Origin of the sequence: Gemella haemolysans ATCC 10379, from assembly GCF_000173915.1 — a bacterium.
GTDB classification, from domain to species: Bacteria; Bacillota; Bacilli; order Staphylococcales; family Gemellaceae; genus Gemella; species Gemella haemolysans.
The window spans coordinates 33,944-58,544 of the sequence record NZ_ACDZ02000013.1 but is presented as its reverse complement, the minus strand read 5'-3'; the positions used below and the strand labels follow the sequence as shown (position 1 = coordinate 58,544).

At 31.6% G+C, this 24,601-nt stretch carries 17 protein-coding genes; 11 read left to right on the top strand and 6 right to left on the bottom strand.

Annotation, left to right across the window (positions count from 1 at the left end; translation table 11 throughout):
• Positions 1 to 258 precede the first annotated feature (258 nt).
• Both GEMHA0001_RS05525 and GEMHA0001_RS05520 read left to right on the top strand, forming a co-directional pair.
• Entirely contained in the window at positions 259 to 9,873 is a 9,615-nt protein-coding gene (locus GEMHA0001_RS05525; protein ID WP_003144797.1) for a MucBP domain-containing protein, read from the top strand.
• Between the two features lie 345 nt (positions 9,874 to 10,218).
• Positions 10,219 to 10,542 (top strand): hypothetical protein, encoded by a 324-nt coding sequence (locus GEMHA0001_RS05520; protein ID WP_003144756.1) that lies wholly within the window; start codon positions 10,219 to 10,221, stop codon positions 10,540 to 10,542.
• Positions 10,543 to 10,620: 78 nt separating this feature from the next.
• On the opposite strand, the gene arsS is transcribed toward GEMHA0001_RS05520, so the two are convergent.
• The 3 genes from arsS to GEMHA0001_RS05505 all read right to left on the bottom strand — a co-directional run bounded on the left by arsS (position 10,621) and on the right by GEMHA0001_RS05505 (position 12,737).
• Positions 10,621 to 11,565 (bottom strand): arsenosugar biosynthesis radical SAM (seleno)protein ArsS, encoded by a 945-nt coding sequence (arsS, locus tag GEMHA0001_RS05515; RefSeq protein WP_003144811.1) that lies wholly within the window; start codon positions 11,563 to 11,565, stop codon positions 10,621 to 10,623.
• Between the two features lie 7 nt (positions 11,566 to 11,572).
• Positions 11,573 to 11,911 (bottom strand): arsenosugar biosynthesis-associated peroxidase-like protein, encoded by a 339-nt coding sequence (locus GEMHA0001_RS05510; RefSeq protein ID WP_003144831.1) that lies wholly within the window; start codon positions 11,909 to 11,911, stop codon positions 11,573 to 11,575.
• 142 nt (positions 11,912 to 12,053) lie between these two features.
• Positions 12,054 to 12,737 (bottom strand): TIGR04283 family arsenosugar biosynthesis glycosyltransferase, encoded by a 684-nt coding sequence (locus GEMHA0001_RS05505; protein WP_003144816.1) that lies wholly within the window; start codon positions 12,735 to 12,737, stop codon positions 12,054 to 12,056.
• Positions 12,738 to 12,978: 241 nt separating this feature from the next.
• Here GEMHA0001_RS05505 and GEMHA0001_RS05500 point away from each other — a divergent pair, with 241 nt between their 5' ends.
• Genes GEMHA0001_RS05500 through GEMHA0001_RS05490 form a run of 3 tightly spaced genes read left to right on the top strand, consistent with a single transcriptional unit; the run spans position 12,979 to position 14,907 of the window.
• A complete protein-coding gene (locus GEMHA0001_RS05500) occupies positions 12,979 to 13,359 on the top strand; it encodes a GntR family transcriptional regulator (RefSeq protein ID WP_003144774.1) in 381 nt (126 codons plus the stop codon).
• On the top strand, positions 13,356 to 14,069 hold the full coding sequence (locus tag GEMHA0001_RS05495; RefSeq protein WP_003144842.1) for an ATP-binding cassette domain-containing protein: 714 nt from the start codon (positions 13,356 to 13,358) through the stop codon (positions 14,067 to 14,069). Before GEMHA0001_RS05500 ends, GEMHA0001_RS05495 begins: the two co-directional genes overlap by 4 nt.
• The gene (locus GEMHA0001_RS05490) at positions 14,062 to 14,907 is read left to right on the top strand and encodes a hypothetical protein (protein ID WP_003144829.1); all 846 of its coding nucleotides are present in this window, start codon (positions 14,062 to 14,064) and stop codon (positions 14,905 to 14,907) included. Before GEMHA0001_RS05495 ends, GEMHA0001_RS05490 begins: the two co-directional genes overlap by 8 nt.
• Positions 14,908 to 15,070: 163 nt before the next feature.
• Here GEMHA0001_RS05490 and rplA read toward each other — a convergent pair whose 3' ends face one another.
• Together rplA and rplK are read right to left on the bottom strand one after the other, a co-directional pair.
• Positions 15,071 to 15,763, bottom strand: a complete 693-nt coding sequence (gene rplA / locus GEMHA0001_RS05485; RefSeq protein ID WP_003144761.1) for a 50S ribosomal protein L1 — start codon at positions 15,761 to 15,763, stop codon at positions 15,071 to 15,073.
• Positions 15,764 to 15,776: 13 nt separating this feature from the next.
• Positions 15,777 to 16,202, bottom strand: a complete 426-nt coding sequence (rplK, locus tag GEMHA0001_RS05480; RefSeq protein ID WP_003144801.1) for a 50S ribosomal protein L11 — start codon at positions 16,200 to 16,202, stop codon at positions 15,777 to 15,779.
• Between the two features lie 469 nt (positions 16,203 to 16,671).
• On the opposite strand from rplK, the gene rny reads away from it, so the two are divergent.
• From rny to GEMHA0001_RS05465, 3 genes are all read left to right on the top strand, one after another.
• Positions 16,672 to 18,225, top strand: coding sequence for a ribonuclease Y (rny, locus tag GEMHA0001_RS05475; RefSeq protein ID WP_003144815.1), 1,554 nt, complete (start codon positions 16,672 to 16,674; stop codon positions 18,223 to 18,225).
• 339 nt (positions 18,226 to 18,564) lie between these two features.
• On the top strand, positions 18,565 to 18,819 hold the full coding sequence (locus GEMHA0001_RS09220; protein WP_003144791.1) for a hypothetical protein: 255 nt from the start codon (positions 18,565 to 18,567) through the stop codon (positions 18,817 to 18,819).
• Positions 18,820 to 19,584: 765 nt separating this feature from the next.
• Positions 19,585 to 20,370, top strand: coding sequence for a formate/nitrite transporter family protein (locus GEMHA0001_RS05465; RefSeq protein WP_003144765.1), 786 nt, complete (start codon positions 19,585 to 19,587; stop codon positions 20,368 to 20,370).
• A gap of 191 nt (positions 20,371 to 20,561) precedes the next feature.
• Here the strand turns inward: GEMHA0001_RS05465 and GEMHA0001_RS05460 are convergent, their stop codons facing one another.
• Entirely contained in the window at positions 20,562 to 21,647 is a 1,086-nt protein-coding gene (locus GEMHA0001_RS05460) for a branched-chain amino acid aminotransferase (RefSeq protein ID WP_003144795.1), read from the bottom strand.
• Positions 21,648 to 21,943: 296 nt separating this feature from the next.
• Between GEMHA0001_RS05460 and GEMHA0001_RS05455 the strand changes: the two genes are divergently transcribed.
• From GEMHA0001_RS05455 to GEMHA0001_RS05445, 3 genes are read left to right on the top strand one after another with little or no spacing between them, the layout of a single operon-like run.
• Positions 21,944 to 23,122 carry an aminotransferase class I/II-fold pyridoxal phosphate-dependent enzyme gene (locus tag GEMHA0001_RS05455; RefSeq protein ID WP_003144751.1) on the top strand — a complete coding sequence of 393 codons (1,179 nt, stop codon included), beginning with the start codon at positions 21,944 to 21,946 and terminating at the stop codon, positions 23,120 to 23,122.
• Positions 23,123 to 23,148: 26 nt separating this feature from the next.
• Positions 23,149 to 23,775, top strand: a complete 627-nt coding sequence (gene tmk / locus GEMHA0001_RS05450) for a dTMP kinase (protein WP_003144843.1) — start codon at positions 23,149 to 23,151, stop codon at positions 23,773 to 23,775.
• On the top strand, positions 23,765 to 24,601 hold the full coding sequence (locus tag GEMHA0001_RS05445) for a DNA polymerase III subunit delta' (protein WP_003144854.1): 837 nt from the start codon (positions 23,765 to 23,767) through the stop codon (positions 24,599 to 24,601). The genes tmk and GEMHA0001_RS05445 overlap by 11 nt, the downstream gene beginning before the upstream one ends.

Below are 24,601 nucleotides of genomic sequence, written 5' to 3'. Positions count from 1 at the left end.
AATTATACATAAAAAATTAATATAAAAAATACTTATTAAAAAATTTATTGAAAATATGAAAAAAATTATAAAGGTGACTCCGGAAGATTTTTCTTAAGCTCAGTTATAAAAGTAAACAGTTAAAGTAAATAATTAAAGTAAAATAAAATAAATCAGGTTCAATAGTTTCATAATATGAAATTTTTGTGATAAAATATTTTTATATATAAATAGAATTGGTTTAAATTTATGAGTTTCATAGAAAGTAGGAAGAAAAAGATGATAGGAAAAAATAACCTAAAAAAACAATATGAACGTCAAGCAGAAAAAGTAGAGACGTACTCCATAAAAAAATTCAAAGCGGGAGCGGTGAGTGTTCTTATTGGAGTAGGTTTATTCTTTGGTGCTGGAGCTGCAGAGGCTAGTGATAGTTCTGTTCAGACTAACGGTAATAATAAGGTAGACAATTCTAAGGAATTAAACGCGTCTACAGAAACTTCGGTTGAAGTCAAACCTGTTGAGAAGAAAATAGAAAACACACGTGAGAAAGTTGCGGAAGCAGTAGCAGAGAAGTTGAATTCACAAACTAGTAAAAAAGAGCAAGATAGTGAAAAAACACAACAAGAAGCCGATAAAACTTTATTGCTACAAAAAATTGAAGAGTTGAAAGTTCAGTTAGAAAGAATTAAAAATAACTCTAAGCAACAATCAATAATTGATGAAGCAACAAAAAAACTTGAATCTGTGGAAGTTCTAATAGAAAATAATCCAACACAAGTAGAAGTAGATAAAAAAGTACGAGAAATAAGTTCTTATGTGGCAATCTTGAAATCTATTAAGGCAGAAGTAAAAGATGATAATAAAATCGAAATATCGAAACAAGAAGTTGATAATTCAAAAGAAAAATCAGTAGAAAAATCTATAAATTCAGAAGAATTAAAAAAGGTTACTGAGGAATTATCAAAGGCAGTTTTTAATGCAAGAGGATTAACTTCAGCAGATGATAGAAAAGTAGTTGAAGAGGCAAAAACAGTAATTAAAGATGCAAATGCTTCTTTAGATAATTCATCTCTAACAAAAGCTGAATTAGATGACTTATTTAAACGAGCTACAAAAAGTCGTAATTCTGTTATGAATGTAATTACTAGATTCATGAGTGGTAAAAGAGACGTTCGTAATGGAAAAGAAATTCCTAAGGAAGATTTACGTGCAGGTGCTAGTGTAAGTAATGATGCACTTTATGGACATTTAACATTCTTAGATTCTAATGGTGTAAGTAAAAATATAAGTGAAGATACGGTTCCGGTAGTAAGTAATGGAGATGGAAAACGTGTATTGAAATTACAATTAGGTTTTTCAAGTTCATCTGCAACACCAATTAAAAATGGTAAAATTCGTTATATTATTCCTAAAAATCATTTGAATTCAGATGTGAAACCATCACTTTCTAACTCAGCGTTAGCAAGTGGAAGTCCAAAAGATCTTTCAGATGAAAATAACTTTATTTATGAAATTAATCTGAACACGATTACTGGTGGTACTGTAGGTCAAATTAATATTGAACAACAAATCAGTTCTTCAATTGATAAGAGTCCGTCAGCTGGTGATACAACTATTGCTAGAGCAGAATTTTATAATGGAGACGAGCTAATTTCTACAACAACTGCTACAGCTAAATATGAATATCTATCTCAAATTCTTTATAAAGAATCTGATAAAAAAGAAAATAAAAATCTTTTTGATTATGTTCCAGGATACTATGATAGAGAATTAATTGTTGGAACTAAAAATTCCGATGGAACATTTAGTCCAATTAAGGGGAATACTTTTACTCTGCCATTTATTACATATGATAGAGGAAAAGAATTTTTACAAGGTACAGATGTAGGTGATAAAAATGGGAACGGTCGACTAACAGATGTAGATTATACAATTACAGGTATTCCAGAATTCCTAGAATTAGTTCCAACAGTTGAAACAAACCATTATTGGACGTTAGAAGGAAATGTTGCTAAGTTAAATTACGATAAAACTTCTGTAGATGCATATAAGAGACCTACTAGGGTTGGTTTAAACAAAGGTAATAATGGTCCAGTCTTCCGTGTAAAAGAAGGGTATTTTGATAATCCACAAAAAATGGAAGAGTATTTAAGTTCTAATGGTGGTAAAAAAGTTGATATTGAATACAAGGCAATTGGTCATCGTCCAGATGGTTCTACTTATACCCAAGTATTAGCGACATCAGAAGCTTTAAATAATCAATTAAAATTCTTGATTGGTGATGATCGTCCAGCACCTATCCCGGGTGAACGTATGGCTACTGGTGTTACTACACCAAATAAACAGCGTTTATTCTCTAATCAGAGTGATACTGATGAATTTAATGTTCATTATGCTTACAATCCAGGTCCATTAAGAGATAAAAACGGTGCATTGACACCAAGAGCGTTAAAAGGTAATGGAGATAAACTAGATAATAATTATTTTGTATATTCTGTTCCAACAGATAAACCAAATACTTACTTTACTCACTTCCAACTAACTGAAACACATGCAAATGTTATTCAAAAAGATGGAACAACTAAACTTGAATATTATAATAATTCAGAAACAAGTAAACAAAGCTTTAATTATACTTTTGCAAAACCATTTAAATTATATGGGGTAAAAGCAGATGGAACTCGTGAAGAGTTAAAAGAAATGTCAACAGCTAATCAATTATATGAAGAAGTTGAAATTGATAAATCAAAACAATTCACACGTTTAGTATTAGAACATCCAGATATTGCTGATAAATTTATCGAAGCTGGCGATAACTACGTTCCATTAGGATTCAGATCTACGGTTAGAACGACGATGGCTAATTGGCAAGAAATGGCAGCTGACGATAGTATCACACGTCATGAAAATAATATTGAAGTTAGCTTATCAACTCAAGGAAATTCATTAGAAGCTGCTACAACAATGACTTATCCTGCAACAGCTAAGAAAAATAATTATAATACAGCAGTTCATACAAAAGAACGCTTCACAGCAGGATTAGGTATTAGCCCAGTTTTACCATTTGGTGCTACATGGGGAGAAAGTTATGATGCGAACCGAGGAAGCAATAAAGATAATATTACTCGTAACCAAATCGTACCATTTATGGTTCGTTATACAGCACCTGAGTATTATAATAATGCTATTAAGACAGTAGATGGGAAAAAAGTACTAAATTCAGAAGATTTAGATGAGAAGATTCAAAACGCGACAGTTATGTTAGTTGCAGACTCTACACTTCCATTGACGAATTTCCGTATGCCGATGGATAATAAAATGTTTTCAAATAAATTCTCGACACAAGGTAGAGCAAACTACAGTGCGGGAGATTATGAAGAGGTAGTAAAAGATACGGAAGTCATTAACCCAGATAAAATTATAAAAGACTATAAAGGAACTGGAAAGACAGCTTATATCTTTAAAGCAAAAGATTTAGGATTGAAGTCTGTTGACTTAAACTTAAACCAATTGAACAATGATGGACCAGTTGCCTTAACATTTGAAGTAGTCAATAATGGTCAAGCAGAAAACGGTACGTATCATATTGATTCATACTTAGTATGGGACAAAGAATCACAACGTTTAGTAGGTAAAGATCCAAGTTTAAGTGCCGATATTCTAGAAGGTCATGAACCTGGAAGACAAGTTGTCAAAGCAACTACAGATGTAACATTAAAAGTGGCATCGGAATACTATACTCAATTAACCATTGCGAAGAAAAATGAAGTTGGAGTAATGGGAATTATCAACGTTAAAAATGGTGAAGATGTTGTTCTTAACCCATCTGTAGTAAATGCTGCTGATGCACCAGCAGTATTAAAAGAAGTGATGGTTGAAATTCCTAAAAATTATGCTGAACCTCATAAAGTAGCAGAAACAAGTCTAAAAGGCCCTATCCCATCTACAGCTGATTATCATGTGGTATATACAACTTCTAAAGGAACAAATGCTGAAAAAACTACAGCACAATACGTAACTGCAGATCAAATTACGGATTGGAGTACGGTTACTGCAGTTAAGTATGTATTCGATAGAGAGTATATTCTTCACAAAGGAGAAAAATTCCAAACGAGTTTCGATGTCCATGTACACGAAGACAACCCTAACTTAGTTGAAGGTCAATCACAAGTTTGGTTGAAAGATGGTAGAAATTCATGGTTAGAATCTAATAAAGTAGGATTAATAACAGAAGATCAACGTGGTAAATTAAAAGTAAGACACGTTAATTTATCAGGTAATGATATTATGTCTGAAACTGCCGATAAAGGATTCCAAAACGATCCATATACTACTTCATCATACGGTATCATTGATAGAGCAAATGATGGAAAAGCTTATATCTATAGTAATGTCCATGCAGAATCAGATGCAACAAGCGGAACGTATGAAAAACAACAAACGAAAAAAGTAATTTATGTTTATGTAGAAGCTGATCGTAAAGAAGAACGTAAAGATGTAACTCGTACAATTAATTATGTAGAAAAAGATAATGAAGGAAATGTCATTTTCCCTCAGAGAACATTTACACGTCCAGCTAAACGTGTTGTTTATACGATTAAAGAAGGACCAAGAACTGGAGAGAAAATCTATGGACCATGGCAAAGAGTTTATAATTCTCCTCTTGATTGGCCGACTGAAGTTTCTCCAACTGGTAATAATGAGTATACTTTAGTTGGTAGAAAAGATGATGAAACAATTAAAAATGTAGAAAAAGAACCAACTGTTACATGGAAATCTACAAATGAGGATATTCAAGTAGATCCAGTTACAGGAAAAGTAACGATTGCAGCTGATAAGGTAAAAGCTGGAACAGGAATTTCTGTAGTGACAAAAGATTCAAATAATACATTAACAAATGTTTCTTCAACAGATGATGCTGGTAATAAAGTGATTTCTCCATTAGCTTCAGAAACTACACGATTAGAAATTACGTATATTCCTAAAGGTCAAAAAGAACCAATTACTTCTATCGTTACTAAAGAAGGAAATAGATGGACTACAACAGACACTAACCTTACTTTAAATGCAAGTAGTGGTGAAGTAACGATTTCTAAAGATAAGAGAGAATTTGGTCAAAGTGTTACAACTGTTGCGAAAGATAGTAATGGTAACAGTACAACTTTACCTGCAATTAGTAATAAGAAAGATGCTGTTATTAGACCAGTAACTGAAGCATTTACAATGGATATTATTTATACTCCGGCTGGTCAAGACACACCTGTAACCGTAACTTTATCAAGAGAAATTATTGAAAATAAAGAATATACAGTTCTTTATGAAGCTAGAAAAGGTTCTATTAATATCAATTACGAAGATACAGAAGGTAATGTCATTAAAGCTAAACAGGCTTATGTATCAGAACAAAAATTAAAAAATGCTACGGATGTTGATGGTACAGAGCTTACAGGACCTAATAAATCAAGTTTTAGTATGGGTGCTCTTCAAGGTGAGAAAAGAGAAAAATTCAGACCTGATAAAATTACATTGGAAGATGGAAAAATCTATAACTTGAGAAGAGTGAAACCAAACACACCAAGAGATTACGGTAATTTAGTAGAGGGAACTACAGAGATTACTTATGTATATGAATTAGCCAAAGGTACTGTAAGAGTGAAGTATCAAGATACCAATGGAAGAGGATTCGGATTAGCAGATAAGGTTATTAAGGATAATGTTCCAACTGGTGAAGCGTACGATACTACAACTTCAGAAAATAAACCAACTCGTTATGAAACAAATGATGGTAAGATTTACGAATTAGTAACGGTAGCTAAGACAGAAGGAAATGTTCAATATGATGCTAATGGTGTAAGAACTAATGTGAACCAAGCTACAAAAGCAGAACCAACTGGTACGGTTGCTGAAGGAAATAAAGAAATTACGTATATTTATGAGTTGAAAAAAGGAAGCGTAGTTGTTCATTATATTGATACAGAAGGTAATAAGATTAAAGATGACCGTACTGATAAAGATAATGTAACTACAGGAACACAATATAATGTAACTGATGCAACCAATAAACCAGCTAAAATTACAACGTCTGAAGGTAAAATCTTTGAACTAGTAACTGAAGCAAAAACTGAAGGTGAAGTTCAATATGATGCAACAGGACTTAAGAATGATTCTGCAGCAGTAACTGGACGAGTAAAAGCTGAAACATTAGAAGTAACTTACGTTTATAAAGAGAAAAAATCTGGTGTAACTGTTAAATATGTAGATAGTCAAGGTCGTCCAATCGCAGGAACTGCAACAATGCCTGGCGATACAACTGAAATAGTAACGGCTGATGGATTAAAACCTGTAACAGATGCAAGTATTAAATCAGACTATGATGTTACAAGTAAAAAAGCTACGAAGATTACAACTGAAGATGGTAAAGTTTACCGACTAATTGCTGATAGAAATGGTTTACAAGCAGGTTCTAAACCAGCAACTGGTAAAGTAGAAGAAAACGAAATTATAGTTACTTATCAATATGAGTTACTAGGAAGTGTAGTGACTAAATATGAATTATCAGATGGTACTAAATTAACAGGTGCATTAACATTCGATGATGCAACAACTCCAACTACAGTAGAAGAAAAAGGATTAGCTGTTGCAAATGCTACAGATGTATCAAATGGTACAAATTATGATGCAGGCACTTCAGTTAATAAACCGAATAAGATTACAACAGCAACTGGAGAAGTATATTACTTAATAACTTCAAACAATGGAGTAAAAGCTGATTCAGCATCAGTTACTGGAACTGTAGAAGAAGGTAAAACAAAAGAAGTTACTTATGTTTACGAAAAAGCAGGTTCAGTAGTGATCAAATACATTAATACTGATGGAACTGAAATCAAAAAATCTGTACAAGATTCTACAAATGTTAAAGTAGGAACAGCATATAATGCAACTGAAAATGATGAAAAACCAGCAACAATTGAATTTAACAACAAAAAATATAAACTAGTTACAAAAGAAGGTACTACTACAACTAATGCAACTTACTCTGTTGAAGCAGTTGTAACAAACGGAGAAAATGTTGGAGCTGCAACTGGACAAGTAGTATCAGGAAAAACTCTTGAAGTAACCTATGTTTATGAAGAAGTTAAAGGAAATGTACTTGTTAAATATGTAGATGAAACAGGAGCTCCACTAGCAGGAATTGCAACAATGCCTGGTGATACAACTGAAACTGTAACAGCAGCTGGTGTTACAGCAGTTACTGAAGCAGAATTAGGTACAAGCTACGATAATAAAGTAGCTGAGAAAAAAGCGACTAAGATCACAACAGCAGTTGGAAAAGTATATGAACTTGTAGCTGAAAACAATGGATTATACAATACCTCAGAGCCAGAAACAGGAACAGTAACAGAAGCTGATAAAGTTGTAACATTCGTTTACAAAGAGAAAAAATCAGCAGTAAATGTGAAATATGTTGATAAAAATGGTCAACCACTAGCCGGAACTGCAACAATGCCTGGTGATACAACTGAAACTGTAACAACTGATGGATTAAAACCTGTAACAAATGTAAGTGTTAACAGTGATTACAATGTTGCAGACAAAAAAGCATCTAAGATTACTACAGCAGACGGTAAAGTATATCGATTAATTACTGAACGTGAAGGATTATTAGATGGATCTAAACCAGTGTCTGGAAAAGTAGAAGAAAACGAAATCACTGTAACTTACCAATATGAGTTAGTAAATGGTAACGTAACAGTAAGTTACAAAGATACTGAAGGTAATACAATTGAAGGATATGAAACACCAAAAGATGCAGAAAAAGATGCACCAACAGGAAAAGACTTCAATACAGCAACAGAAGCGTTGAAACCAACTAAGATTACAACGCCAAGTGGAAAAGTATATAACTTAGTACCAGCACGTACAGAAGGAAATGAAAGTGGAAAAGTAACAGAAGAACCACAAGACGTAACATATGTATATGAATTAGCAAAAGGTGACGTAACAGTAACTTACAAAGATACTGAAGGTAATACAATTGAAGGATATGAAACACCAAAAGATGCAGAAAAAGAATCACCAACAGGAAAAGACTTCAATACAGCAACAGAAGCATTGAAACCAACTAAGATTACAACACCAGATGGAAAAGTATATAACCTAGTACCAACACGTACAGAAGGAAACGAAAATGGTAAAGTAACAGAAGAACCACAAAACGTGACTTATGTATATGAATTAGTTAAAGGTGATGTAACAGTAACTTACAAAGATACAGAAGGTAATAAGATTGAAGGCTATGAAACACCAAAAGATGCAGAAAAAGATGCACCAACAGGAAAAGACTTCAATACAGCAATAGATACATTGAAACCAACTAAGATTACAACGCCAAGTGGAAAAGTATACAACTTAGTACCAGCACGTACAGAAGGAAACGAAAATGGCAAAGTAACAGAAACACCACAAAACGTGACCTATGTATATGAATTAGCAAAAGGTAACGTAACAGTAACTTATAAAGATACTGAAGGTAACAAGATTCCAGGATATGAAACACCTAAGAATGTTGAAACACAATCACCAACAGGAAAAGAGTACACTACTGTAACGGAAGCGTTGAAACCAACTAAGATTACAACGAAAGATGGAAAAGTATACAACCTAGTACCAACCCGTACAGAAGGAAACGAAAAAGGTAAAGTAACAGAAAATCCGCAAAACGTGACTTATGTATATGAATTAGCAAAAGGTAATGTAACAGTAACTTACAAAGATACTGAAGGTAACTCAATTGAAGGATATGAAACACCTAAAGATGCAGAAAAAGATGCACCAACAGGAAAAGAGTACACTACTGTAACAGAAGCGTTGAAACCAACTAAGATTACAACGCCAAGTGGAAAAGTGTACAACCTAGTACCAACACGTACAGAAGGAAATGAAAGTGGAAAAGTAACAGAAGAACCACAAAACGTAACTTATGTATATGAATTAGCAAAAGGTAACGTAACAGTAACTTACAAAGATACTGAAGGAAACTCAATTGAAGGGTACGAAATACCTAAAGACGCAGAAAAAGATGCACCGACAGGAAAAGACTTCAACACAGCAACAGAAGCGTTGAAACCAACTAAGATTACAACGCCAAGTGGAAAAGTGTACAACCTAGTACCAACACGTACAGAAGGAAACGAAAATGGCAAAGTAACAGAAGAACCACAAAACGTAACTTATGTATATGAAGTGGAACCAAACAAACCAGTGGAACCAAACAAACCAGTGGAACCAAACAAACCAGTGGAACCAAACAAACCAGTGGAACCAAACAAACCAGTGGAACCAAACAAACCAGTGGAACCAAACAAACCAGTGGAACCAAACAAACCAGTGGAACCAAACAAACCAGTGGAACCAAATAAACCAGTGGAACCAAACAAACCAGTGGAACCAAATAAACCAGTGGAACCAAATAAACCAGTGGAACCAAACAAACCAGTGGAACCAAACAAACCAGTGGAACCAAATAAACCAATGGAACCAACAAAACCAGTGGAACCAAACAAACCAGTGGAACCAAACAAACCGGTGGAACCAAACAAACCAGTGGAACCAAATAAACCGGTGGAACCAAACAAACCAGTGGAACCAAATAAACCGGTGGAACCAAACAAACCAGTGGAACCAAACAAACCGGTGGAACCAAACAAACCGGTGGAACCAAACAAACCAGTGGAACCAAATAAACCAGTGGAACCAAATAAACCGGTGGAACCAACAAAACGTTTAGCTAATACAGGTACAACTGAAACTAGTACTGGATTAGTAGGATTGGGATTAGGAATCCTAGGTGGATTACTTTCAGCAACAAGACGTCGTAAAAACGACAAAAACTAATTTAAAGTTTATAATAAATCTTTAAGTATAGTAAAAAGCCCTTGATATTTTTCAAGGGTTTTTTTGTATAGTTGTATACTAAATTGGCTCTTTGTCAAGTCCGGGCATGAGAATTAAACATTCTAGAAATCTAAATAACGGTTTGTTGTCTTAAATTATAAGGAAATTTTACATTCTTTTTTAGTTTCTTATAAATTTAAATACGGCTGATATTTATTATCAACCGTATTTATTATAGATACGAAATTTTATGTATTTAACTTTACAATTTAGGAAAAAGAATTATATATAGTACATTTATGTTTCATATGATAAACTAGAATAAATTAATTAGAGAGGTGTAATATGCTAAAAAATATACTAGAAAATGTTTTATCTTCAGGGAGTAGTGGATTAGAAGACAAAATAAAAGAATTAATTAATAATATTATTGGTGGTAATCAAGCACCATCATTTGTTAGTGATATTCTAAACAAAGCATTAGAACAACTAAATCAAGGTGCAGGATCAGCGCTTGTGGGACCGATGATTAATAAAGTATTAGAATCATATTCTAAGGAAAATTCATTAAGTAGTGATATGAGTGAGTTGTTTAATATTACCAGTAATAGTGGAAGTGGACTTAGTGATATTGCTGGAAATATTATTGGTACATTAATTAAAAAATAGTTTAAGAAAAAAGAAGCCGTATTAATGGCTTCTTTTCGTTTATTATTAGCATAACCTATGCTAGCAAGTCTCTCCACCTCAAGATGAACCAGCTCCTGCTGTGCAACCATAACAGTGCATACCAGTGACAATTCTACGCACTCCTGTATGATTATCTACAAGTTGACTAACATGGTTAACTTCACCAGAGATTTTAAGTTTTTCAATGTAGTTAAAGTCACAATCATATAAAGATCCATCAGGACCAACAGAAATCATGTTTCTACACATAAGTCCCGGTAATGTTGCAGGGTTATATGCTTTATAAAGTTTATTCATATATCCCTCATATAAATCTTCTCTATATAAAAATTCAGAGAATCTTCCTATAGGATTGTTTGTTATTGCGAATAGGTTATTAAAGACAATTTCAAAATTGTCATATAGTTTTTTCTTATACGTTTTTTCTAGTGCTTCTTGTTTAGGGGGTAAAAACGCTCCATTAGGATTATAGACTAGGTTTAAGATAAGGTCTTCTTCTTTTCCATAGCCTAGTTCATTTAGTCTTCTTAGTACTTCTATTGACTTAGGAAAAACACCTTTACCACGTTGCTTAGCTACAACTTTTTCGTTGTAGTAGGGTAGAGACGCCACTACTTGAACCTTTAAGTCACGATATAATTCTGGTATATCTCTATAAGCGGGAACATCTAAGATAATTAGATTAGTTCTTACAATTATAGTTTTAGCGTACTTAGAAATCTCTTTTAAAAACCATCTGAAGTTTGGATTCATCTCAGGTGCACCACCTGTAATATCCATCGTTTTATATTTACCAACTTTGAATGCTTCGATAATCTGTTCAAAAGTTTCTCGAACCATATTATTTTTTCTTGTAGGTCCACCATCAACGTGACAGTGACTGCATGTAATATTGCATAAACTACCTACATTGATTTGCATAACTTCAGGAAATTCTTCAGTTAATAAATATTGTTTTTCCTCAACTTGGTCAAAAAATTTAGGAATATTTAACTCTGTCATATCAATACTAATTTGTTAATTTATCCGATAATTCTTTACTTTGAAGACCGTGAACTAGAGTAATACCAGCTTTCATTGCTGCTGCAACGTGGATAGCTTCTGCAATTTGATCTTGATCGCAACCTTCTTCTAAACAAGTACTAGTATAAGCATCAATACAATAAGGACAAGCTTCAGCATGAGCTACAGCAAGTGCGATAAGTGCCTTCTCGCGAGTTGTTAGTTCACCTTCAGCCATGACATTACCGTAGTAATTCATAAAGTTTTTCCAATAATCAGGTGCGTCTTCACCAAATTTTCCTTCACCAAATTCTATTAAATGTTTCTTTTTAAAATAATCTGCCATATTTATTCTCTCCTTTAAAAATTTGTATATAATTTTATTATAAGTTAGTTTGCATAAATAATCAATGAAATTGTCTGATTTATCTAATACCAAAAATTAGTAAAAATGATTTGAAGATATTACTCAAAAAGTATAAAATAAGCTATCTTACATCTTTATACATTTTTGCAATTTCTTCTATAGGAATACCACGTCGATACATTTTTTGGTATTGTTGCATCTGCCACATTGTTTTTACAGTATGATTTTTGTATCTTCTTGTAGATGTAGTGATAGGGGAGTCGATTACTGTAATTTTATAACTAAGTGCACTTAAATCCTCAGAAAGTTTATAGTCTTCCATTAAAGGCATATCTTTATATCCTCCAACTTTTTCAAATACTTTCTTTGATAGAAATATCGCTTGATCCCCAAAGGCAAGGTTAGTAATACTTGCACGCATATTAGAAACGAGAGAATTTACCCACATAGGAAAGCTACTTGGGTAGAATCTAATCTTTAGACAACCAACTTCAGTAGGACAGGCAAGCACTTTTTCTATTACATCTTTTTGAAGGACACTATCGCAATGAACAAACCATAGAATATCACCTTTGGCAATTTTTGCACCATAATTCATCTGATTTGCACGACCTTTTTTATCCGATAAGTGATATGAGTAACCGAAATAAGAAAGTTCATCTAGGATTTCTTTTGTCTTATCTGTCGAACCCCCATCAACAAAAAGCACCTCATGTTCCTTTATGTTATACAAACAATACAGATTATAGACAAAATCACGTATTGTTTTTTCTTCGTTATAAATTGGCACTATAATAGTAATCATAAATACACTCCTAAAATAATAGTTAATATAATTATAACATGTAACAAAGTATTTCAAAATGATATTTACCTTTAAACTTAGGATTTAAAGTATTTTTAATAAAAAATATAAGAAATTACAAAATAGATATTGACAAAGAAACTGTATCTATCGTATAATCACAGTAGACACAAGAAAACGTTTTTAATATCTAATTGAATTATACAAATTAATTTTAAAAAAATTAGTAAGGAGGAGTATGATGGATATAAAAATTTCTAATATGTCATCTGTTCCGATTTATCAACAGGTGGCTACACAAATAAAGAGTAATATTCTTAATGGTAGCTTAAAATACAATGATCAATTACCTTCTATTAGAAGCTTATCTAAAGAGCTAGAAGTAGGTATAATAACAGTAAAAAAATCATATGAAGTGTTATTACAAGAAGAACTCATATATTCTAAAGGAGCTGTGGGATATTTTGTAAATGATATAGATTTAGCTACTGTATTATCTATAAAAAAAGAAGAGTATTTAGTTGAACTAAAGGTAATAATTGATAATGCTATTAATGATGGACTTAATATAGAAGATATTAAGGAGATAGTTGATAAAGTATTGGAGGGAAAAAATTTATGATAAAAGTGAATAATTTACAGATTAATAAAAAGTCATTTCAACTAGGTCCAATAGATTTGGAGTTAGAAGATGGATATGTCTATGCAATTACAGGTAATAGTGGGAGTGGTAAAACTCTATTTCTTCAAACACTATTAGGTGCAATGCCATCAGAAACCAATGCAATTATCTATAATAGTTTGAACTTTCAACAAAATGCAGTAGAAATTAAGAAACTATATTCATATGTTGCCGATAAACCATTGTTTTCAGACACTTTACAGGTAAATGAAGTTTTATATAAAATATCTAAATTAGATGAAAGATTTAATATAGATAAATGTTTTGAATTTCTAAATAAACAAAAAATTGTTCTTCATAGTAAAATATATGAATTATCCCAAGGGGAGAAAAAAATACTATTATTTGCAGTAGGTTATTTTACTAAGTCTAGTATATTAGTATTAGATAATCCATTTTCTGGAGTAGGACTAATAGCTAAAAAAGAAATATTAAATCTTTTAAGAGATTATATGGATGAAAATAAAATGATTATTCTTGTAACTGAAGATCCTTTAGTAATAAAGAGTCTGGCAGATTATGTAATTGTCCTTGAAAATGGAAGAATTGATACTAAAGAAGATATAGTAGAGCTACAAGAAAGATTTAACACTACAGATATAGAAAATATTTTGCTTTCTATTATGAAGGGAGAGAACTCAAATGATTAAACAAAAATATGATACAAACTTTGGAGCAATTTGGAATTTAATTTCAAATAGAAATTATACGAAACCTTTATTATATAAGAGTTTATATTTACTATATTATTTTATTACCATCACTGTAGTGCTTGAGTTATTATTTCATAAAACTTATATTATTTTAGCTGTTATTAGTTCAATAATTATTGTGATAAATGGAAGAAAATATGATGATCCTGAACATCAATTTATTGAATATCTACCGATTTCATTAAAAGATAAAGTAAGATATATTTACTATACAACTTATATAACTTTATTCTTTGGGGGAATAATATCTTTTGTATTAGATTATATTTATCGTAAAGGTAATCCTATTGAATACCTATATGCAATAATAGTAGTTATAGCACTATCAAATTTTGCTATAATTCAGATGATTAAGACAAAAATAACACTAATATACTTCTTTGTATATGATATTATTATTTATCAATTTATAGTAGGAATCTTTCGATTTTCTTTAGTGCCTTTTAGTGGATATATAGGTCCAAAATATGATAATACGCAATTTAGTTTAATAAAATTAGCACTATTAATAGTAATCACATTGTTATATTACTTTGTTAGCGTAAATATTTTATTAGCTCATAATAGAGAAAATAAACGAGTAGATAAAAAGTATAAAGGAAAACTTGTCTTAATTCTGTTCCTTTTAATAAGTACAAGTGTCTTAAAAATTTATACATTTGAAGCTAATATGTTCTTTGAAGGAATTAAAGAAGGAATTAAAGAAGGAATTAAAGAAGGAACTAAAGATGCAACTAGAGTTGAATTAATAAATACTTATAATGAAACCAAGTAAGGTTAAGCAAGAAAAAAACGAAAATAAAAGAATATAAGAAAGCTAGTGATTTAGTACAGAAAATAGTGTAAGTCATAGCTTTTTTATTTATGTTATAGTGAGGTAGGGAAAGAACAAAAAAAAGAAGACTTGGTTAACCAAATCTTCTTTGTATTAATAATTCTTATTTGAATTCTGCTGTGTTAACACGTACTCCAGGACCCATAGTTGTAGTTACAGCTACAGATTTGAAGTAAGTTCCTTTAGCAGCAGCTGGTTTAGCTTTAGCTAAAGCGTCTTGAACAGCGTTGAAGTTTTCAACTAGGTCTTCAGTTGAGAATGAAACTTTACCGATTGGAGTGTGAACAACACCAGCTTTTTCAGCACGGTATTCAACTTTACCAGCTTTGATTTCATTAACAGCTTTAGTAACGTCCATAGTTACAGTACCAGTTTTAGGGTTTGGCATTAATCCTTTAGGTCCTAATACACGACCGATTTTACCAACTTCTCCCATCATGTCTGGAGTAGCTACGATTACGTCAAAATCAAACCAACCTTGTTGGATTTTAGTGATGTATTCACCTTGTCCTACGTAGTCAGCTCCTGCTGCTTCAGCTTCTGCTGCTTTATCACCTTTAGCAAAAACTAAAACTTTAGCAGTTTTACCAGTTCCTTTAGGAAGAACTACTGCTCCACGAACTTGTTGGTCGTTTTTACGAGTGTCAACTCCTAAACGGAATGCAACTTCTACAGTTGCGTCAAAATTAACTGTGCTTGTTTTTTTAGCTAATTCGATTGCTTCTACTACAGAGTATAGACTAGAAGAATCTACTAATTTAGCTGCTTCAAGATATTTTTTACCTTTTTTTGCCATTATAATTATCCTCCTATTCTCCTATTAAGATACCCATACTTCTTGCAGTACCTTCGATCATACGCATTGCTGCTTCTACAGAAGCTGCGTTTAAGTCAGCCATTTTAAGTTCAGCGATTTCTTGAACTTGAGCTTTTGAAACTGTAGCAACTTTGTCACGGTTAGGTACAGAAGATGCTTTTTCAATTTTAGCTGCTTTTTTAAGTAATACTGGTGCAGGTGGTGTTTTAGTAATGAAAGTAAATGAACGGTCTTCATATACTGAGATTACTACTGGAATGATTAATCCTGCTTGGTCTTGTGTACGAGCATTGAATTCTTTACAGAATCCCATGATGTTTACACCAGCTTGACCTAACGCTGGACCAACTGGTGGAGCTGGGTTAGCTTTACCTGCTGGTACTTGTAATTTAACAACTTTTATAACTTTTTTAGCCACGATAAAACCTCCTATATATTTTTCGTGATGTGGTCATTTGAACGTCTTTGAATTTTTCGTTCTCCCACTCAATCAAGTTTTGTATTTTTACATACTTGAATATAATATCACACTGGATAAGTAATTGCAAGTATTTTAATAAGTTTTTTTAAAAAAAATTATTTTTAGTAAAAATAATTCTACTTTTATTGAGTAGATAATAAAATAATACAATTAAGACGGCTAAAATTCAAGTAGGAAATCAAAATAATAGATAATAAAAGCTATAATTTGAAAAGAAATTTATAAACTATATTATATAGAAGAAAAGTTTTTGAAAACTGGGATTTTCCCTGAGTGAACTATTGACTTTTTACTATAGGTAGTGTAGAATTGTATTTATGGTATGTGGCAATTCGTTCGTATTTTAATTATCGACTAGTTGTTATATCATAATAAAAAATTTTTCAAAATAGAAAGAGGTTGCAAAATGATTTATGGAATAATCAGTGTTGCAGCTTTACTTGTTGGACTTTCATTTGGATATATTATTTCAAAAAATTCTATTCAAAAGAAATTAGAATTATCTAAGCAAGATGCTGATCATATTATTGGAGAAGCGAGAAAAGAAGCTAGATACATAGTTGAAAAAGAAACTACTATAGCTAAGAAAGAAGCTGAAGAGATAATTAACATAGCTAATAAAGAAGCAGAATTTAAAAAACAAGATATTCAAAGACAAGAAGATAGAATCGTTCAAAAAGAATCTTCATTAGAACGTCAAACTGAACTTTTAAATAAGAAAGATGAGTTATTAAGTTCTAGAGAGATGAAATTGGAAGAAAAATCTCAACTTCTTGAAGAGAAAAGTAGTGAGGTTAATCAACTTAAAATTCAACAAGAAACAGAGTTGCAAAGAATTGCAAACTTAACAGAAGAACAAGCTCGTGAAGAGATTATGGCCGCAGTTGAGACTGATATGGCTAAAGACATGGCAATATATATAAGAAATAAAGAACTAGAGGCGAAAAACGTTGCTGATAAACGTGCAAAAGAACTTATTGTTCAATCATTGCAACGTTTTGCTACAGATGTAGTAAGTGAAACTACTGTATCTGTTGTAGATCTTCCAAGTGATGATATGAAAGGTCGTATCATCGGTCGTGAAGGAAGAAATATTCGTACTTTAGAAACATTAACAGGGGTAGATTTAATTATTGATGATACTCCAGAAGCAGTAATCCTTTCTGGATATGATCCAATACGTCGTGAGATTGCAAAAACTGCGATTAAATCACTTATTGATGATGGTCGTATTCACCCATCTAAAATTGAGGAAGCTGTTGATAAAGCACGTAAGAACATTGATCAAGTTATTCGTGATGCAGGTGAACAAGCTACATTCGACCTTGGAATCCACAATATGCATCCAGATTTAGTAAAAATCGTTGGTAAGTTAAAATATAGAACAAGTTATGGCCAAAATGGACTACAACACTCTATGGAAGTAGCATATATTTCTGGACTTATCGCAGCTGAGTTAGACTTAGATGTCGCAACAGCTCGTCGTGCAGGTTTACTACATGACATCGGTAAAGCACTTGATCATGAAGTTGAAGGTTCACACGTTGAAATTGGTGTAGCTTTAGCACTTAAGTATAAAGAGAATGCAATTGTTGTTAATGCGATTGCTTCGCACCATGGTGATACAGAACCAACAAATCCAATTTCTGTCATTGTTGCCACAGCGGATGCACTTTCTGCATCACGTCCAGGAGCTCGAAGAGAGTCATTAGAGAATTATATTAAACGTCTACAAAAACTTGAAGAAATTGCAAATGAGCACAAAGGTGTAGAAAAAACATTTGCTATTCAAGCGGGTCGTGAGATTCGTGTGATTGTAAATCCAGAAGAAGTAGATGATACAAAAACATACAAAATTGCCAAAGAAGTTAAAAATAAAATCGAAGAAACGATGCAATACCCTGGAAACATTAAAGTTAATGTTATCCGTGAGGTTAGAGCAGTTAAGGTTGCAAGATAGTAAACTAAGCGATTGGAATTATCCAATCGCTTTTTTATATGAATTCAGTTAGTAGTTTATATTCAAGATGGTATTTAAAATCAAATTTTAAGATATAGATAAAAAAACAATAAACTTGGTAGTAGATAAATATAAAAAACTCTATAAAAGTTTTTATTATCCTAAGATGTTTAAGAAATGAAATATTCAATGTTAGTATAGTTATAACAAGTAGTGATAAATATTTGCCGATTTAAACTTTAAAAATAAAAATAAGGGTATATAATTTAAATAATATTAAATAGATGTATTAGGAGAAAATATTTATTATATAATAATTGAAAAAATAATGAGAAAACTATGATTGATGTAAAGCATACAAAGACTTATTTAGAGCTATATGATCTATATGAATATTCTAGTAAGAAAGGATTAGTAAAGGTGTTAGGTAGCTTAAAATATATATTAAGTTTAGTTTTGTTTATAGCCGTTAGATACCTTGCTTACTTAAGAATAGCCGGTTTAATATCACTTGAATTTGATAGATTAGCTGTATTACTAGCTGCGGTAGTATTTTCGATTGGATTAGTATACATTTTGGTTGGAAGAGGATAGTTAATTATTAGTAACATGATTGAGTTACTTTAACATTTTTTTATAAAAAGATAGGTTATACATGCTTGTGAGGAATTTAATAATTATCACATTTACAAATTTAGTTGGAGTAGTTTTTGTAGCATACTTTTTAGTGTGTGTAATAGAACATACTGAAGGGAAAACTTTTTCTTAGACATTGGCAACTACAGAATGAAAAGTAAATGCTACATTTTGGTAAGAATTATTCTCTGGAATTGTATGTAATTGGCTAGTTGTAATGGGTGCATGTGCAAAAGATATAGGTGGAAAAAATTTAGTACCTGGTTCCCAATTATGACATTTGTTGCTGTAAGATTTCTATGTGTTGTAGCAAATATGTTTGTTATCAAGCTTCAATATTTTTGGGTGCAAATATTATACTAATAAAATTGATATATAATTTTTTTGTAATTTTTTTAGGAAACTTTTTAGGTAGAGAAATACTTGTTGCAGAGTTATATACATTGGCTTATAAAAAGAATAGTTAAAATATTAAATAATACTCACTATTAGGAAACGCTTTATTTCATGTAGTTGTTATTTTCCAATGGAACTCAAATAAAAATTTTTTTGAATTATTTAATAAACTACAGAATGATTTAGTTTGTTAAATTATAAATATTTTAATAATATCTGTATTAAAACAGGGTTGAAAAAATATCGATGTTATTGTATAATCTTTATTGTAGATGTAGAAAGATAATATCTATGTAATTATTATAAATTTTTAAGGAGAGTGTTATTATGACAAACACTGTAGAATCTAAAGCATTTTTAGAGCCTCAAGAAGTTTATGAACTTACAATTAAAAAAGGTACTGCTAAAGCAACTGCAAGCCTTAAATATATGTTAAGTTTAGGATTCTTAGGTGGGGCATTTATAGGGGTAGGTTTTTTAGCCTTACTTCGTGTATCAGGATCAATTCCTAAAGAATTTGGTGGAATTGGAGCATTACTTGGAGCATCTGTTTTCCCAATTGGACTTATTTGTATTTTAGTTGGTGGTGGAGAATTAGTTACAGGTAATATGATGGCTGTAACTGTTGCTTGGTTTAATAAGAAAATTAGTTTTAAACTATTGGCTAAAAACATGGTTGTTATTACATTTGCAAACCTTGTTGGTTCTCTAGTTATTGCTTATTTCTTAGGACATTTAACTGGTTTAACTGGTGGTTCTATTGCAGCTAAAACTATTTCAGCTGGTGAATCAAAAGTATACTTAACATTCTGGCAAGTATTCTTCTCAGCTGTAGGTTGTAACTGGCTAGTAGGTATGGCAGTATGGTTAAACTTCGCGGCTAAAGACGTAGGTAGTAAAATGTTTGGTGTATGGTTCCCAATTATGACTTTCGTTGCTATTGGATTCCAACACTTGGTTGCGAACATGTTCGCAATCCCAGCTGCAATGTTTGAAGGTGCAAATATCTCAGTTTTACAATTTGTTCAAAACATGGGAACAGTATTTTTAGGTAACTTTGTAGGAGCTGTTACTCTAGTTTCTGCCCTTTATACATTTGCTTATAAAAAATAAAATTATAGAGAAAACTTAAAATCCTTTAAATAATAAAAAAATGAAGTAGGAGATAATTCCATACTTCATTTTTTATTTACTTAAAAGTGATATCTGTTAGCATCAATTATATATAACAGATTTAAAACAAAAGTATATAAGATAATATAAAAAAGATTCCAAATTATTAAACTTGGAATCTTTTATTCATATTAGTCTTCTACTTTTACAACCCAACCGAATTTATCTTCAACTTTACCTAATTGGATACCAGTAAGTAGGTTATAGATTTTTTGAGTCCATTCTCCAGGTTTGTTATCTGTGATAAGTTCTAATTTTTTAGTACCATCGAATAATTCACCAACTGGAGCGATTACTGCTGCAGTACCACATAGGAATACTTCTTCAAGTTTTCCATTATCGTAAGCTTCATATACTTCTTCAAGTGATAGTTTTCTTTCTTCAACTTTTTCACCTAGTGATTTAAGTAATTCTAATACTGAAGCACGAGTGATACCTGGAAGGATAGAACCATTTAATTCAGGAGTAACGAATGTTCCATCAATTTTGAAGAAGATATTCATAGCTCCACCTTCTTCGATGTATTTTTGTTCAACTCCATCTAGCCATAGTGATTGAGAGTAACCAAGTTCTTGTGCTTTCTTTTGACCTTTTAGCGATCCAGCGTAGTTACCAGCTGTTTTAGCGAATCCGAATCCACCACGAACAGCACGTACATATTCGTGTTCTACGAAGATTTTGTTTGGTTGTAAACCTGCTTTGAAGTAGCTTCCTGATGGTGATAAGATAATTACGAATTTAACTTCGTTATTCGGGTGAACTCCTAGAGCTTCTTCTGCACCGTATAGGAATGGTCTAACGTATAAAGAAGTACCTTCTGATTTGGGGATCCATTCTTTATCGATAGAGATTAATTTTTTAAGAGCTGCTAATGCAAATTCTTCATCTAGCTCAGGTAAAGCGATACGATCTGAAGATTTATTTAAACGTTTGAAGTTTTGTTCTGGACGGAATAAAACTGCTTCTCCATTAGCATTATATGCTTTCATACCTTCGAAAACACTTTGTCCATAGTGTAATACGTTTAGAGCAGGTGAAACTGGAATAGGTCCGTAAGGTACGATACGTGGATCATACCAACCTTTATCAGAAGACCAATCCATAACGAACATATGGTCTGTAAAGACTGTACCAAATCCTAGTTTATCGTCGGGTGTTTTTTCTTTTGGAGTAGTTGTAAGTTCTACTCTGATATCATTTACTGTTAGTTTTGTCATAATTATATTTCTCCTTATCTTTTAAAACAATTAATTTTTAAATGTGTTAGAAATATTATAATACTAATCAAGTCATTTTTCAATACTTTTCTTTAAGTTTTCTGAATTTTTATAAAAAATATCCGATATTTCATCTTGAAAATTTAATGAAAATACTATAAAATATTATGTATTCATTGTTAATTTTTCACTTTGATATTTTAAGATACTAATTTAATTTTTGTTGAAAATATGTTACAATATTAGAAATGTTATATTAACAATGTACCTAATTTTAAAGGAAGGTAGATATTTATATGGAAATTAAAAAATCATTAGAAAACAAATTTAACACGTCTTTAGCAAATCTTACAGGATCTCCAATTAGAGAATTTGATGCATTTGCTTCAACGATTGAAGGAATTATCAAGTTAACATTAGGAGAGCCTGACTTTGATACTGCTGAAGAGGTTAAAGAAGCTGCGAAAGTTGCTTTAGATAATAATAGAACACACTATTCAGTGAACAATGGTATTGAGCCATTAAGAGCAGCGTGGGCTAAAAACTTAGAGAAGAGATATAATTTAAAATATAGTTCAGATGAAGTTATCGTAACTATTGGTGCTTCTGCGGCGATAGAACATACTATCTCTGCTGTTACAAACCAAGGGGATACTATTTTAGTAGTAACACCATACTTCTCAGCTTATGAGGGAGTAGGTATTCTAAATAAATGTAATATTAAATTCATTGACACAGCTGATAATGGCTTTAAAGTTCGTCCAAGTGATTTAGAAAAAGCTCTAGAAGAGAATAAAGATGCAAAAGCAATTTTAATCAACTATCCAAACAACCCAAGTGGTGTTTCTTATACTAGAGAAGAAGTTAAAGAGATTGCTGATGTATTAGGAAAATATGATATTTTTGTACTTAGTGATGAAATTTATGGAGATATTACATATAACTATAAACACACATCATTAGCTGAGTTTATTCCAGAACAAACAGTTCTAATCAGTGGATTATCAAAATCTCATGCTATGACTGGATGGCGTATTGGATTTGTCGCAGCTCCTCAAGCGATGATTAGAAAAATCGGTGTTTTCCATCTGTTTACAGTATCTGGAGCTCCAACATTTATTCAAGATGCTGCTGTAGTAGCTTTAACAGATGAAAATGTAGATAAATATAATAATCATATGATTGAAACTTATAGAGAAAGAAAAGATTATATGGTTCCAAGACTTCGCGAATTAGGTTTTGAAATCCCTGAAATTGATGGAGCATTTTATATCTTTGCCAAAATTCCAGCGGAATATAGAGAACTTGGAGCGATGGAGTTTTGTAAATTATTAGCGAAAGAGGCTCGTGTTGGGGTTATTCCTGGGACAGCATTTGGGAAAGCTTATAATGACTTCTTTAGAATTAGTTATGCAACAAGCATGGAAAATATAAAAGAAGCTGTTGAAAGAATTTCTCAATTTATGAATAAGTAATTACATATAGAAGAAAGGTTATTCAAATGAAAGGTAAATTCATAACAGTAGAAGGTTCAGATGGTTCAGGTAAAACGAGCTTTATCAACTTTGCTACAGAGTATTTGAAAGAAAAGGGATATAAAGTTATAACAACACGTGAGCCTGGTGGAACAGAGTTTAGCGAGAAAGTCCGAGAACTACTTTTTGATAGTTCAAATGATATTGATGCTAAAACTGAAAGTTTACTGTTTTGTGCTAGTCGACGTGATCATATTGTAAAAAAAATATTACCACATGTAAATGATGGATATATTGTAATTTGTGATCGTTTTGTAGATAGTTCAGTTGCTTACCAATCTTATGGTCGAGGACTTTCTAAACAAGATATTTTAAATATAAATTCATATGCAACAGATAATCTTGAACCGGATTTGACACTATATTTCTGTGTAGATGTTGAAGTTGGACTAGCGCGTACAAAAAACAGAGATGATAATAACCGAATGGATCAAGAAAGCCTAGATTTTTACAAAAATGTCAAACGTGGTTATGATGATCTTTCAAGAGAAAATACCGAACGTATTAAGGTGATTGATGCAAGTGATACATACGAGAATGTGCAGAAAAAAGCACTTGCTATATTGGAAGGATTTTTAAACAATGAACTTTAGTAAAGATACAATTGTAATAAAATCTTTAACAAATACATTAAAAACAGATAAACTATCCCATGCCTATTTAATAGTAGGTGAGGATAGTTTATATTCTGATGAGTTTATTTTGAGTTTTGTTAAAGCAATTTTTTGTTTAGAAAATAAAGATAAAGAATTTTATAGTTGTGAAAATTGTAAAAACTGCAATAGTATAAATCATGGGAATTATGTTGATTTTTATAAATTATCAAGTGAAACTTCGATAAAGAAAGATGAAATCCAAACATTAAAATCTGATTTGAGTGTTAAATCATTTTACGGTAAGAAGATATACTGGATAAAAGATATAGAAAAAATGACTGAGCAAGCAGCAAACAGCTTACTTAAATTTTTAGAAGAACCTGAAGATGATATTATAGCTATTCTTAGTTGTAAAAATATTAGTGCTATATTACCAACTATTATTTCGCGTTGTCAACAAGTTAAACTAATAGGGCATAGTGAACATATTGAAATTGAACAGAATGAAGAGTTAATTGCTATTACTAATGAATATGTAAAAAGATATATGAGAAAACCGCATCTTGCTAATATTTATCTATTAGAAAAATTAAAATCTAAAGATGAAGTGGTAGAGTTTTTCAATTATTTAAGTATGAAAGTTTCTAAAAGTTATAGTGATGAAATCGCAAGTGATGTTGTTAATATTAGTAAGGTACAGGAAAAAATACTTCAAGCACAAGCAGATTTAAATGGAAATGTTAATGCAACATTGGTGCTGGAAAAATTCGCTTTTACTATTTTATTAGATAACAATAAATTAGAATTTTTAACAAGAGGTTAG